We start from the raw sequence: 14,556 nt of genomic DNA on the forward strand, positions 1-14,556 counted from the left end.
TGTTCGCGAATATCAAATTTTAATAACCAGGATTTTGTATCAGATTGGGGTTACCCAATTGGTTATCTGGAATAGGAAAAAGCAGATATTTAGCTTCGCTTGCAGGTTTTTCCTGCCACGCTGTGAGAAATTTCCCGAAACGGATTAAATCTTGTCTTCTAAAACTTTCCCAGTATAGCTCACGACCGCGTTCATCCAGCAGGATATCCAATGTGAGGCTTGGTAAAATTGAAGCCCCCCTTACCGTCCTGATCGAATTTACAATGGTTAAAGCAGCGGCTGGTTGCGACGTTCTTAACTGGGCTTCGGCTTTCATCAACAGTACATCAGCGTAACGGAAATAAACCCAGTCGTTATCAGGTTTTCTGGATCCAGCGTTGGCATAGTCAATCGGGTATTTAATTACCCTAATGCCTGCAACTTCTAGATGGTTTGGATCACGTTCAATAATTGATACTTCCGGTGTAAAAGCTAAAGGATTACCTTTTCTATCTTTCAAAGCAGCTCCATTTTGATCAAACTGCTGACCGATAAGAAAACCGACCCTTATGCCAGAAATATTTGTCTGTCCGGCGTAACTACCACCCCTTCTTTTATCGCCTGCCTCAAACTTATTATAGAAATTGGATAGTGACGAGAAGCCATTATAGCCATTAGGATTTTGGTTATAATGTAAAGTACATTTCCATTGGCCATCTATATCGCTACCATCATTTCCTGCAGTATTTTCAGCAGTAAAAATATTTTCTTTAGACAAAACATTATTCGTCGGTGCAAAGTTATCGAAATAGTTTGCTGATAATACGTATCCACTGGCTGAAATCTCATCAGCTAAAGCGATTACCTTAGCCATATCTGCAGCATCGAAAGTTGGCGTAGCACGATTTACGAAAGCACCTTTATTAAGGTAAAGTTTCATTAAAAGTGTTTTAGCGGCGTCTTTATTAGCAACAGTTGCAGGCCCATTTGGTAAATCAGGAATAATAGCATTTAATTCGGTAATTAAATAAGTAATCTCATCAGCCGCATTTCTAACCTTCGAAGGAAGCGTTACACCTTCTCCTGTATCACGGTAAGGAACTTGTCCCCAGCCATCTAAAATAGAGAATTGGGCAAAAGCCCTAAGGAAACGGGCTTCCGCAGCTTGTGCTGCAGTAGGACTAAATCTTAAAACAGTTGTAGCCGCATAACTGATACTATTTAAATCCCTAAAAACACCGGATATTCTTCCATCGTCTGCAGCCCATTTGTGTAAATGAAGCGCTCTCCATGCTCCATTATCATCCCAATCACCAGCTCTGGTAGGTACAATTGCCTCATCTGAAGTGACTTCCTGTAATGCAGACCAATTCCATGGCGCTTGATATGGACCTCGCATAGCAATATAAGCCGCAGAAATTAACCCTGGTACATTTCCCTGAGAAAGTGTTCCCGAATTTATTTGACCGTGCAGATCTTCATCAAGTTTAGTACAGGCTGAAAAAGTAATCGCTATTACTCCCAAGCATAAAATACATTTATTTTTCATATTGAAAAAATTAAGTTATAGAGAAAAATTAACACCAAAATTGAACGTCCTTGCTGTTGGATAAGCTGTGTAATCTATACCCGCTGAAGGAACACCATTAACGCTTTTATTTACATTGACTTCTGGATCAAAGCCTGTGTATTTGGTAATGACGAAGAGATTTTGCCCGTTAATATAAACGTTTAGCGATTTGATTGCTTTACCAATGTTGCCGATATTATAATTAATTGTAGCATTAGCCAATTTTAGGTAGTCGCCTTTTTCTATATACCTTGATGATGCTGCAATTGGATTAGCTAGTGATTCCTGAATTTCTGAATTTAATAACCCTGATGAGACATTTCTATTTCCCAAGTTTGAAATTGCTAATACAGAATTTGCGGTATTATTATAAATACTTTGCCCGAATGCACCATTAAAATTTGCAGTAAAAGATATTTTTTTATACCTAATGTTTGTACTTAGACCCATAATAAATTTTGGATTCGGGTTACCAACATAATATTTTGTAAATCCATCATCTGCATATAGAGAGAAGCCATTAGCACTTAAGCCGTTGTATTGTCTGGTTACCATAGCAAACAACGGTAAGCCATTTTGAATAACTTCAGTAGTTACATCGCTTAACCCCTGCCCGCTTAATGAACCAGTTTTTATTAAATCATTTAAATTTTTAACTATGTTTTTGATATAAGTTACATTACCACCCAAGGACCATGAAACATTATCCTTTTCGATAATATTGGCATTCAGATTCAACTCCAGACCTTTGTTGACAATTTCACCATTCAAATTTTTCCAAGTAATTACATTTCCCTGCTCTGCAGGAGCAAACGCTGTTTGTGGATATAGCAGATCCTTTGTTGTTTTATTGAAATAATCGATATTTCCCGTTATTTTATTTCCAAATAGTCCAAAATCCACACCAACGTTAGTTTGTTTATCTTCCTGCCATTTTAGATTATCGTTTTGATTATTGATACCTACCTGGGGTATGGGATCGCCCGCCTTACTAGGTGTTCTATACGCAAAACGCTGTTGGGAAGCGCCTGAAGGAAAATCCTGATTACCGGTTTTACCATAACCCACTCTGATTTTTAATAAATCCACCCATTTCACATCCGTAAAAAAACTTTCCTCTTTAATGTTCCAGGCTATTGCAAATGAAGGAAAATACCCATATTTATTATTTGCACCAAACTTTGTCGAACCATCAGATCTAATTGTTGCTGTTAATATGTATTTATTATCATAGTTAAAAATACCTCTGGCGAAATATGATTGCAATTCTGTTGTTGGATCGTAGCTCGTTACAAATGTTCTGTTCGACTTTAAGGTAGCTTCAAATGCATCAGTATAGTCAAGAGGAAGATCACCAAATCCAGTTGCCGTATTAACCGCGCTTTTATTGATAAAATTTGAGTATTCATATCCCAGTACTACATTTACATTTAGCTTGCTGACAATTTCCTTATTAAAGTTTAAGGTATTGGTGAATTGCTGTGTAATCAACTCATTGTTGGAGTAGCTTGCATAACCGCCAAGGAAAGTTCCTGATGGCTGTATACCCTGCAGGTTTAAAGTGCTCCTGGTAGACGCTCTTCTTATACCCGTACTGTAATTTACACTGGCCAGCATCCGGTATTCCAACCAGGGTGTGATTTTATAGTATGGAGATACACTTCCCAAAATGGTAGAAACTTTCGATTTATCGCTATTTGCGGCTAATGCAGCCAGAGGATTAATCGTGGTAGAACCATAATCTATAAATAAACTTCCATCAGGGTTGTAAAAAGATTGGGTAGGGTTCCAGGACAATGCCTGCGAAATTAAACTCCCTGTAAAACCTGCATCGGTAGTAATCGGCGCTACACTTTCAAGGTATTGATTGCTGATCATGTTCACATCCAGACCCAGCTTTTTGCTCTCCAGGAACTTAAAATTACCATTAAATCCGGCACTGTATTTTTTAAAATCGGTTGTTTTGATAATCCCCTGTTGATCCTGATAACCCAGAGACGCACGGAAGGTGTTGCCATTGGTTCCACCGCTGATGCCAACTGAATAATTTTGGTTATAGGCAGTCCGGGTAATGGCGTCCAATGCATCAACACTGGTGCCAAAATTACCGGTACTGAGGTTGTATTTCGATAATGCCGCACGATACTCATCACCCGTTAATACATCAACTTTTCTGGCAATATTACTGATCCCTGCCGAGGCACTGACATCAATTTTAGTTTCTCCGGATTTCCCTCTTTTTGTGGTAATTAAAACCACACCATAAGCAGCACGCGAGCCATAAATTGCGGTAGCCGATGCATCTTTTAATATTTCCATCGATTCGATATCAGCCGGGTTGATAAAATTTAAAGGGTTACCATCGGGCGCAGTTCCGATACCGGCACTGGTTGATGGTCGTGCCGAACGTCCATCAAGTGCTACCCCATCTACCACATAAAGGGGCTGTCCGGTTCCGGTAATGGCAGAGTTACCCCTGATGCGCACGGTAGATGCACCACCAGGCTGTCCGCTATTGTTGATCATCTGCACGCCAGCAACCTTACCCTGTATCAGCTGATCGGGTGCATTTAACGGGCCTTTGTTAAAATCTTTTGCAGATACTGTTGTTGCGGCTCCTGTTAAATCGTTTTTTCTTACTGATGCATAGCCAACAACCACAACTGCCTCTAAATTATTCAGCGAACTTAAGGTGATGTTGAGCAGGGTTTGATTATTGATATTTACCGTTTGTGATTCATAGCCAACAAAACTTACGGTTAACCGGGATGTTCCGGTGGGAGCGGTGATCTGATATTTTCCCTCCACATCGCTTTGAGTTCTGGTATTAGTCCCGGTTACCTGTATAGTTGCGCCCGCTAACGGCGTTTTATCACTATCATATATTATACCTTTTACTGTAATCTGGGCAAAAGCTGCTGTGCTTAACATGAGCATCAGGAGATTTAAGCCTATAAATTTCTTTAATGAATACAATTTCTGTTTTAGGGATAAAACAGACCAATTGCCTGGTAAAGTCATGTTCATAATGGATTTAATAATTGGTTAGAAAATAGGTGCATTTAATGGGTAAACTTTTAAGATCAGGGTGGTATATATTTTATCATTTCTGTTTTAATTTGGTTTAGTTGATTATTTATAAAGCGGATGGGGTTTTTCTATTTTTTGCCTGGCAATTAATAATGCATTGTCCATACTTTCCTCAATGGATTTACCCTGTATAAAATAAGTAAGGAAACCAGCCCAAAAGGCATCTCCGGCACCGGTTACGCCAATTACCGATTCAACCCGGAGTGCCGGTTTATATTGCCATTGATGGTTTTGTGCCTTAAACCAAACACCATCTTTACCGCAGGTAAGACATATCACTTTTGCATTGAAATGATTTAACCATTGCATGGACTGTTCCATATCCAGTTGCCGACCAGTAAAACGTTCCAGATCATCGGTACTTATTTTTAGCAGTATATTCAGCTTGCTTAGCATGCTGAATATATCTTGTCCATCATCTCCATTCCATATGGATGGTGCATAATTCCAGTCAACCGATAAATATTTACCTAGTTGATAGGCCTTTTCGAAAGCATGCAGAATATTGCTCCGTGCCGGTTCTTTGCTCAATGCGAAAGCAGTAGTATGCAGGATGCCGCAGGCCGCAATGATGTTTTCATCCATCCTTTTAATGATCATATCGGCGCTTCGGTAAGCGATAAAATCGGGCGTTCCAGGGTTTTTACCCACCAATACAATACTGGTTTTTTCATCAGAGGTGCGGCTTATATAGGTATCGGCTATCCCAACAGATTTTAATTCACGAATAAGATAAGTACCCAGATTATCGTTACCTACCGTAGCAATAAGTTCAGCATCAACACCCAGCCATTTTAAATTGGCACATAGGTTGGCTGAGCTTCCGCCCTGGCTGACCAAAAAACGTGATGGCGATGCAAGAGATTCTATATTGCCCTCTGATATGATATCAGCAAGGAGCTCTCCTACTACTAAAACATTTGCTATATTTTTCACAGGCCTGAAAATTTAAATGAAAAGAGTTTGGTAAATGCATCATTTTTAATCGCTTGCTCGGCAATTACAGCTCCCGCAGCACTCCATGTACAATTAGGAATGCCACAGGGCGATTGATTGGTACCGTTAAGGCACTCGTTAAATAAATCGCCGCTGCTGTTGGCCCGATGGATATCAGCAGTAATTTTAAGTGCCATTTCATACTCCTGGTGATGGTTTAATGAAGCAGCAAGCCAGCCGTTCCAAACTGGCCATAGGCCGCCGTTATGAAAATAACCGGGTTTGTTGCGGAACGAGTAGGCATAGTTATGTTTCAGCTCCTGCATATCTGCGTCACTATATTCAATTGTTGGATGAAAAGAAGGAATTAAATCCTGGTTATTGTTGTACAGCGTTTTTACGTAGGCTATGGTATTGCTGGTTTGTTCTCTGTTGCCTACACCGAGCAGTAGACAAAACGTATTGGCCTGTAGATCAAAATAATGATAAACCCTGGCCGGATTAAAGCCCATTAACCAAAAATGCGGAGAAACTGCCGCTAACTGATGGATAAGATGAGGCGAATAAAGCTGCTTTTGCGATTCACATTTCCAATAATTTAATTGTATCGCATGGCTGATGTTCAGCGCTTTTTCGCTCCAATCCTTATTCTCTGATAAGGTTGATGCCAGTCTTAATGCCCAAAGCCGCAAAAGCTGATCGAAAAGAACATATCCATGCTGAATATATTCATCTGCCCAATCTCCGCTCTGCGGAACATAAATTAAATGTTTACCGTTAAACTCCCAGGCATCCATTACGCTAAAGCATCGCCCGATTTGATATACATATTTTTCCCAGAGCGAATTGTCGCCTGTTAAAACAGTATAGGCCGATAAACCAATTACTGCCCAAGATGGGTTATCGGCCCGGCCTGAGGTGCCTCCAAAACTTACCGATCCATCGGTGGGCGAAACGTTGGAGGGCATAAAACCGCTTTCGTGCTGGTGGTTAAAAATGGTTTCAATAGTTGCTTTGGCAGTACCTATAAGTGCTTCTTTACCACTTAGCAAGGCCGCTATGCTTGTAATTACTCCATCCCTTGTCCACACCCGTTTATAATTGTCATGTTCCTCTACTGCAGCCACAAAACCAGAAGGTGTTGACGCCCGGGCCATCAGTTTCAGTGCTAGCTCATATCCTTTTTGATTAACCATTGGTCTTACCTCCTATATCACGCTTGCTGATCAGTGAAACCATTATGCCTGCTACTACAAGCAATCCGCCGGCAAACACGATAGCGTTTTCGGGCTTATGCCCTAAAAAATACCGGTATACATATTTAAAAGTGATGGTTTCTAAAAGCATGGGCAGCACAATAAACATGTTGAGGATACCCATAAAAATACCGGTTTTCGCTTTCGGTATACTACCGGCAAGCATGGCATAAGGAGTACCCATCATGCTCGCCCAGGCAATGCCCAAACCAATAATGGGTATAAACAACAAAGCTTTAGTGTGGATTAGCGGCAAACAAGCCAAACAAACACCTCCTGTTAATAAACTGATGAGGTGAACTTTCTTTGCTGTTATTTTCCTGGCGAAATAAGCAAGTGGAAAAGCCACGATGAAGGTAACCACATTATAGCCGCCATTTACGGTCCCGGTTAAAAGCTGCGCCGAAGCAAAACCATCAGCTGCTGCATTACTGGTATTGTAAATGGTTTTTGCCAAACAAAGGGTCACAAACTGCCAGTAAACAAACATGCCGTACCAGTTAAAAAGGTAAACCAGACCAAGTTTTTTCATTGTTGCAGGCATTACCTTAAAGGCCTCGATAATATCTTTAAAAATATTGATAACACCCCCCGGCATTGCTTTAACCTTTTTAATTTCTTCAGGGCTTAACGGGGTTTCCTTTGTGGTAAAACAGCTGTACATGATAGAGCCGACGGATACCAGCCCACCGATAAAAAATGCCGCGTAAGTGGTATACGGAATATTGTTGCCACTGCGAGCGTGTATGCCGATTAAACCTGCAGCAATTAAAATACCCGGAGTAAGATTGGCAAGTGTAATACCCAGACCGGTAAAAAAACTTTGTGTTAAAAAACCGAGGGCGTGCTGCTCTGACGGGAGTTTATCGCTAACAAAGGCGCGGTAGGGCTCCATGGTAATGTTGTTGCCTGCATCCAGTATCCATAAAATTCCTGCAGCCATCCAAATCGAACTGCTGTAGGGCATGGCAAATAAACAAATGCTGCATATAATGGCCCCGATTAAAAAATATGGTCTTCGCCGTCCAAATTTACTGGTCGTTTTATCGCTCATGGCACCTACTATCGGCTGGATAATCAGTCCGGTCATTGGCCCTGCGAGGTTTAGCAATGGAATCTGATCTGCATTTGCTCCCAGATAGGAATAAATTGGAGTCATGTTGGTTTGTTGCAGACCAAAACTATACTGTATACCGAAAAAACCCAGGTTCATGGCAATGATTGAACTGAAATTCAGTTTCACTGCCGATGAAATACCCTTGTGTTCTTCTGCTTGTGCAATTATCATATCAGGCCCTTTTAAGTTGATAAACAATAGCCTGCCAAGGCTTCAGATTTAATTTATTGTTTGCAATGCCCACTGTTCCGCTGTAGTTGTTGATGAGCTGTTTTGCAGAAAGTGCATTGATACCTTTATCCAGCTGGTAAGTAACTTCGTGGTTAGAAAAATTTAACACAACCAAAACTTTTTCCTTAGCCAAGCTGCGTGTATAACAGTAGATACTGGGATTTTCGAGATCGGAAACCTGGTAACTGCCATAAACCAATACCGGGGATGCTTTACGCAAGGCCAGGATCTTTTTAAAATAAGCGAGCTCACTTGCCGGATTTTTTTCCTCATCAGCTACATTTGCTTCGTTATAATTTTGGTTTACTTTAATCCATGGTGTTCCGGTGGTAAAACCTGCATTTATTGTTCTATCCCATTGAAACGGGGTGCGTGTATTATCCCTCGAAATGAATTTCTGTTTATCCATAAAAGCCTGCAGATCCTCATTTTTGGCCTTTGCATTTTTGTAAGCGTTTATGGTTGCGATATCGCGGTAATCTTCAATCTTGTCAAACCTGATGTTGGTCATCCCCAATTCATCTCCATTAAAATAATAGGGCGTTCCACGCATGGTCATAATCAGTGTGGTTAATAGTTTAGAAGATGCCGTTTTAAATGCTTTGCTGTCATTCCCGTATTTGCTCACCATGCGGGGAACATCGTGGTTGCCCAGAAATATGGCGAGCCAGCCTTTATTCGCAAACGAATGGTCCCATTTGGTAAATGCCTTTTTCAGATCCGGCAGTTTATAACCTTTGGGATCGTTCCCGATATCCATGATCTCAAAATGGTAGGCCATATTTAACTCCTGCCGGTCTGCGTCAACCAGCGAATGTGCATCGGCTAAAGTACTCCCTGCACCTTCTGCAACCGTCATAATGTTGTACTTACTTAAAACGGTGCGGTTCATTTCCTTTAAATATTGATGGAGGTGTGGACCCATTCCATAATATTTGATGATGTTTCTTTCGTAGCCTTCAGGATATTTTTTCCAGGTGGTATCTTTCGAAACATATTGGAAAGCATCCATCCTTAAGCCATCAATCCCTTTATCAAGCCAAAACTTCATTATACCATATACTTCGCGGCGCAGTTTTTCATTTTCCCAATTTAAATCGGGCTGTTTTTGCGAAAAATAGTGGAGATAATAAGATTTGGTTAAAGGCTCGTATTTCCAGGCATCATTGTTTACATCAAAAAAGCTGTAACGGGGTGTGGGTTTTCCTTTTTCTGCGGGCCACCAGTGATAATAATTACGGTAAGGACTATTACGCGACGACCTGGCCTGTTTAAACCATTCATGTTCATCACTACTATGGTTTAACACCATATCAAGCACCAGCCTGATCTTTCTTTTATGAAGGCCACTAAGCAGTTCATCAAAATCCTGCATAGTGCCAAATTCTTTCATGATACTACGGTAATCACTAATATCATAGCCATTATCATCATTTGGCGAAGCAAATATCGGGTTAAGCCATACCACATCAATCCCGAGGCTTTTTAAATAATCCAGTTTTGAAATAATCCCACGTAAATCGCCTACACCATCTCCGTCGCTATCTTTAAAACTACGTGGATAAATCTGATACACTACGGCCTCCTTCCACCAGGCCGGCCTGTTTGTTTCGCTGTATACATTATGATTAGAAACAGGCTGCGTGTGGCCGGTACTGAAATAGAAAAGCAGACTTAAAATGATAAATGGTTTCAGGGATCTCATATTTTTCGATAACAACATGCCAGTCCCAAATGAGCGGGCTACTATATGTTGTGCTTTAGTTTAGTATTTGGTTAATGTAATTGCGAATTGGCAATGCCGAACATCTAGTCCTACATGCTTCATCTGTTTAATGATATGAAGATAGGTTTATAAAAGATTTAAAACCATACAAACCAGCAAATTATGGCCGCAAACGTTTGCGGAAACATTTGCGAAAATGTTTGTTGTGGAAAACTTATATTTGGGTAACCAAATATTAAACCATGAAACCGAACGCAACTTTAAAAAAAATTGCAGAAAGGCTAAACGTAAGTATATCAACAGTTTCGAGGGCACTGAAAAACCATCCAGACATTTCAGAGGAAACCAAAAAGAAGATAAATGAGTTAGCCGCATTGCTGGAGTACGATCCCAATCCCTATGCGGTTAACCTGCGTACACATAGCAGCAGGGAGTTTGCCGTGGTTGTACCAAGTTTATCAAACTTTTTTTACCATTCGTTTATCAGTGCAATTGAAGAAGATGCACGCATTGATGGTTATACCGTAATTATCTACCGTTCGGCTAACGACCCGGTGATTGAACAGGAGATCTTAAAAAGCTGCAGACACAAAAGGGTTTCGGGAATATTTATTGCCATAACTTCCGGAACAAAAGAAATAGAACCTTTCCTTAAATTGGATTTGCAGGGGATTCCGGTTGTTTTTTTTGACAAGGTACCAAAATACGAATCCTGTAACAAAATCTGCGTTGGAGATGCACATGCGGCAACCATTGCGGCGAATGAAATTTTAAAAAAGGGGATTACAAATGTCCTGGCTATTTTTGGTGATGAAAATATGTCGATTACGCAGGTAAGGCTGCAAAAATTTACCGAAATTGTTTCAGGTTACGCAGAATTTAAGGCTGTACACGCCAACAATTCGGAAGAAGCAGAGCAAATTGCCCTATCAATGATTCCTGGGTTTAAAAAAAAACGTTTTGCTGTTTTTTGTATGAGCGATGAGATTTTGGTGGGAGCAATGAAAGCCATCCAGCGGATGGGCCTAAAAGTGCCGGCCGACCTTGGGGTAATCAGCATCAGTGATGGAATGATCCCCTCACTTTTTTATCCTGAAATTACCTATGCCGAAACCAGCGGTTTTAAACTGGGCAAACTGGCCTTTGGCAGAATGATGAGATGTATTGCCGGAAGTTCTTTTGCACAAACCATTATTGATGAATCTATATTAATCGAAGGCGGATCTATATAACCCCATAAAATCAGCGGCTGTGTTCCTTAATAAAACAACACAGCCGCTAAAAAAATTATCTTGCCGAAGGGCCTTTCATTTGGTAATCTTTCGGCGGCTCTGCTCCTAGAAGATGTTGAACAAAATAATCCCAGCGGCGGCGCATCATATACGGCGAGTAGGCACCGTAACCATGCGCACTGTTTGGAAAAATAACCAGGTCGAAAGATTTATTGGCCTTTTCCAATGCCTCAACAACTAAAAGTGTATTATAAGGCGGCACATTATCATCCATCATACCATGCACTAACATTAATTTTCCTTTTAGGTTTTTAGCATAATTCTGGTTGGCCTGTGCTTCATAATCCGAATTTTCTACCAAACCATTATAGCGCTCGCCCCAATCGTCCTCGTAGTTTCTATTATCATGATTACCTGATTCGGAAATGCCTACCTTGAAAAAATCAGGGTAACGGAACATCGCAGCAGCAGTTGCAAAACCTCCGCCTGAATGCCCCCAGATGCCTACCCTGTTGGTATCGATGGGATATTTTACAGATAGTTGCCTGATGGCTGCAATCTGATCTGGCAAGGTATTCTCGGCCATATTGCCATAACTCATATCATGGAAACTTTTAGAACGGCCAGGATTACTGGTTCCTTCCATAACCACCACAATAAAGCCCAGCTCGGCCAAAGCCTGGTGATCCCCACGCGAAGCAACGAAGGCCCAACTGCCTACGCTACCGCCCTGAGGCCCCGGATAAATATAATCGATAACCGGGTATTTTTGATTCGCATCCATTTTTGTTGGTGTAAAAACCAGACCATAAATATCAGTTTTGCCATCTTTGGCTTTCACCGAAACCGGAGCCGGTGCTTTCCAGCCTGTAGCAGTTAACCTGGAAACATCTGTTTTTTCTAAAGTACTGATCAGTTTACCACTGATATTTCTTAAAACAGTAACTGCAGGAACATCAGGTTGCGAGTAGCTATCAACAAAATATGCGAAAGATGGCGAAAATACAACCTGGTGATTGCCAACTTCTGGCGTCAAAAGCGTCAAATTTTTACCATCGAAACCAATTTTATACAGGTAACTGAAATAAGGATTAACTTTTTCGCGACCATTGGCAAAGAAATAAAGTGTACGCGTCTTTTCATCAACCTTAACTAAACGTGTAACCACGAAATCGCCTTTGGTAATCTGATTCTTTAATTTTCCATTACCAGAATCATATAAATAAAGGTGTCCCCAGTTATCTCTTTCCGAATACCAGATAATTTCTTTTGATGCAGGAAGATAACGCCAGTTAATGGTACCCTGCCCGGATTCGTATTGCGTTTTAACAGTTTCTTCGAAAACTTCGCGAACGGCGCCGGTTGCGGTGTTGGCAATGCGGAATTTTTCATTTTTATGATCGCGCGAAGTAGATACAAATGCCACTTCCGTACCATCCGCTTTCCAATCAATATCATCAAAAGTGCCACTGCTCGAAATATCATCGCTTAAGGTGGCCCGATGTGGATCGGCAGGAATATTAAGTGAAACTACTTTTGGATTTTCTACATCAATGATCACCCTCCTGATCGTTGCAATTTGTTTATCGCCAGGCAAAGGATATTTCCAGGCTTTTAATGTTGGTGCTCCAACATTGGTTGTTACCAGGTACATATCTTTCGAATTCCGCTGATCTTGCTGAAAAGTGGCAATTTTTTTCGAATCAGGTGACCAGCGCAGAATTGGCGCATCACTATGCTTCCAACCTGCATTATCTGTAGCATATCCGTAATCCTTAATGCCGTCAGTAGTTAACTGGGTTAATTTTCCGGTGGCTATATCTTTAACAAAAAGGTTATAATCTTTAATCGATATTGCCTTTTTCCCGTCAGGAGATAATACCTCGCTCCAGCTAAGCCCTCGACGTGATGGCATTGCACTACCTTTATAATCGGTAGTTAAAGTTTTTGTTTTCTTTACCGGATCTACTAAAAAAGCCTGTTCATTACCATTTACTTTAGTGCTGTACCAAAATTTATCTCCCTCAAGCCAGTTTGGTTGCACAGTGGCATGATCGATGTATTTTGCGGTATTGTAACTCATCAAACTTTCAGCCCTTTCGTAATCTTTAACGGTTAAAGCTTTCTGTTGGGCATTTGCTGTAAAAGCCAGTGTACAAGCTGTTACAGTAAACCAATATTTATTCATCATGTTAGTTAATCTTGCGATAAAAATAAGACTGTTTTGGCAAACGATTGGTATTAATCATGATACAAAATAAGCTTTACTTCCGGCATGGTATCAAGAAGGGCAAGCGCCATCCTTAAAAACCAAACAAGCTTTTATTTGATAAAGAGATCATTCCTTGATTTGCTTACAAACTTCGGGGATTTGCATACATCAGCTCAATTTGGCTTGCTGATCTTTGAATTATGGAAATAAAACAAATGGCGTTGGGCAACCAGGGTTTGGTTGTACCAATGATTGGGCTTGGCTGTATGGGTATGACAGGCTTTGAAGCAGGACACATGTATGGCCCTGCGGACGAGCATGAAGCCATTGCAACGATTCACCGTTCACGCGAATTGGGCGGTAATTTTTTGGACACCGCCGATCTGTACGGCCCGCTGAAAAACGAACAGCTTATCGCCAAGGCCATCAGCGGGAAACGAGATCAATATGTTCTGGCCACCAAGTTTGGCTGGGAAATTGACGATAACAATAAAGTAACCTGGGCCATTAATGGCAAAAAGGATTATGTAAAGAAATCTTTGGAGCGTTCGTTAAAAAACCTTGATACCGATTACATCGATCTGTATTACCTGCACCGCCTGGATAAAAATACGCCGATCGAGGAAACAGTTGAAGCCATGGCCGAACTGGTTAAGGAAGGTAAGATAGGCTATATCGGCTTGTCAGAAGTATCGTCTGAAACCGTTAAGCGGGCGCATGCCGTACATCCGGTTACCGCCGTGCAAAGCGAATATTCTTTATTTGAACGAACAGTAGAAGAGCGCGGGGTTTTAACCACGTTAAATGAACTGGGTATAGGCTTCGTCGCTTACTCACCACTGGGCCGTGGTTTTTTATCCGGCCAGATCAAAAGCATCAGCGACCTGCCGGAAAACGATTTTAGAAGAGCGATTCCACGTTTCCAGGGCGAAATGTTCAACAAGAATATCGAATTGGTTGAAGCAATCGAAGCTATGGCTGAAACAAAAAACGTCACATCTTCGCAGCTGGCTTTAGCCTGGATTATGAGCAAGGGAATTTTACCTATTCCTGGAACGAAACGCAGAAAGTATTTGGAACAAAACCTAGCAGCAACCAACATTGAGTTGACCGAATCGGATCTTTCACAACTGGAAAGCATCGTACCATTAGGTACTGATACCGGTGCGCCATATGATGAGTTTAGTATGGGCTTAATTGATTAATT

The 14,556-nt window shown here is 41.1% G+C and carries 9 protein-coding genes; 2 read left to right on the forward strand and 7 right to left on the reverse strand.

Features of this window, described 5'->3' with window-relative positions:
* Positions 1-19: 19 nt before the first annotated feature.
* From ACFE6N_RS09145 to ACFE6N_RS09170, 6 genes are all read right to left on the reverse strand, one after another.
* Positions 20-1,528: a RagB/SusD family nutrient uptake outer membrane protein gene (locus tag ACFE6N_RS09145; RefSeq protein ID WP_378935761.1), complete on the reverse strand. Its 1,509-nt coding sequence runs from the start codon at positions 1,526-1,528 to the stop codon at positions 20-22.
* A gap of 15 nt (positions 1,529-1,543) precedes the next feature.
* Positions 1,544-4,576 (reverse strand): SusC/RagA family TonB-linked outer membrane protein, encoded by a 3,033-nt coding sequence (locus ACFE6N_RS09150; protein WP_378935763.1) that lies wholly within the window; start codon positions 4,574-4,576, stop codon positions 1,544-1,546.
* A 105-nt stretch (positions 4,577-4,681) separates the two neighbouring features.
* Positions 4,682-5,575 (reverse strand): carbohydrate kinase family protein, encoded by an 894-nt coding sequence (locus ACFE6N_RS09155; RefSeq protein WP_378935765.1) that lies wholly within the window; start codon positions 5,573-5,575, stop codon positions 4,682-4,684.
* Positions 5,572-6,771: a glycoside hydrolase 100 family protein gene (locus ACFE6N_RS09160; RefSeq protein WP_378935767.1), complete on the reverse strand. Its 1,200-nt coding sequence runs from the start codon at positions 6,769-6,771 to the stop codon at positions 5,572-5,574. The genes ACFE6N_RS09155 and ACFE6N_RS09160 overlap by 4 nt, the downstream gene beginning before the upstream one ends.
* Positions 6,764-8,119, reverse strand: coding sequence for an MFS transporter (locus ACFE6N_RS09165; protein ID WP_378935769.1), 1,356 nt, complete (start codon positions 8,117-8,119; stop codon positions 6,764-6,766). The genes ACFE6N_RS09160 and ACFE6N_RS09165 overlap by 8 nt, the downstream gene beginning before the upstream one ends.
* A gap of 1 nt (position 8,120) precedes the next feature.
* Positions 8,121-9,884, reverse strand: coding sequence for an alpha-glucosidase (locus ACFE6N_RS09170; protein WP_378935771.1), 1,764 nt, complete (start codon positions 9,882-9,884; stop codon positions 8,121-8,123).
* 263 nt (positions 9,885-10,147) lie between these two features.
* Between ACFE6N_RS09170 and ACFE6N_RS09175 the strand changes: the two genes are divergently transcribed.
* Positions 10,148-11,137 carry a LacI family DNA-binding transcriptional regulator gene (locus ACFE6N_RS09175; protein WP_378935773.1) on the forward strand — a complete coding sequence of 330 codons (990 nt, stop codon included), beginning with the start codon at positions 10,148-10,150 and terminating at the stop codon, positions 11,135-11,137.
* 55 nt (positions 11,138-11,192) lie between these two features.
* Here the strand turns inward: ACFE6N_RS09175 and ACFE6N_RS09180 are convergent, their stop codons facing one another.
* Positions 11,193-13,328 carry a DPP IV N-terminal domain-containing protein gene (locus ACFE6N_RS09180; RefSeq protein WP_378935775.1) on the reverse strand — a complete coding sequence of 712 codons (2,136 nt, stop codon included), beginning with the start codon at positions 13,326-13,328 and terminating at the stop codon, positions 11,193-11,195.
* 221 nt (positions 13,329-13,549) lie between these two features.
* Here ACFE6N_RS09180 and ACFE6N_RS09185 point away from each other — a divergent pair, with 221 nt between their 5' ends.
* A complete protein-coding gene (locus tag ACFE6N_RS09185; protein WP_378935777.1) occupies positions 13,550-14,554 on the forward strand; it encodes an aldo/keto reductase in 1,005 nt (334 codons plus the stop codon).
* The last annotated feature ends 2 nt before the right edge of the window (positions 14,555-14,556 follow it).

The organism is Pedobacter sp. BG31 (genome assembly GCF_042464845.1).
GTDB lineage: Bacteria > Bacteroidota > Bacteroidia > Sphingobacteriales > Sphingobacteriaceae > Pedobacter > Pedobacter suwonensis.

Excerpts from the sequence above, each read along its gene's own strand:
- ACFE6N_RS09145 (WP_378935761.1), bottom strand. The coding sequence starts at position 1,528 with ATGAAAAATAAATGTATTTTATGCTTGGGAGTAATAGCGATTACTTTT.
- ACFE6N_RS09150 (WP_378935763.1), bottom strand. The coding sequence starts at position 4,576 with ATGAACATGACTTTACCAGGCAATTGGTCTGTTTTATCCCTAAAACAG.
- ACFE6N_RS09175 (WP_378935773.1), top strand. The coding sequence starts at position 10,148 with ATGAAACCGAACGCAACTTTAAAAAAAATTGCAGAAAGGCTAAACGTA.
- ACFE6N_RS09180 (WP_378935775.1), bottom strand. The coding sequence starts at position 13,328 with ATGATGAATAAATATTGGTTTACTGTAACAGCTTGTACACTGGCTTTT.
- ACFE6N_RS09165 (WP_378935769.1), bottom strand. The coding sequence starts at position 8,119 with ATGATAATTGCACAAGCAGAAGAACACAAGGGTATTTCATCGGCAGTG.
- ACFE6N_RS09185 (WP_378935777.1), top strand. The coding sequence starts at position 13,550 with ATGGAAATAAAACAAATGGCGTTGGGCAACCAGGGTTTGGTTGTACCA.
- ACFE6N_RS09160 (WP_378935767.1), bottom strand. The coding sequence starts at position 6,771 with ATGGTTAATCAAAAAGGATATGAGCTAGCACTGAAACTGATGGCCCGG.
- ACFE6N_RS09170 (WP_378935771.1), bottom strand. The coding sequence starts at position 9,884 with ATGAGATCCCTGAAACCATTTATCATTTTAAGTCTGCTTTTCTATTTC.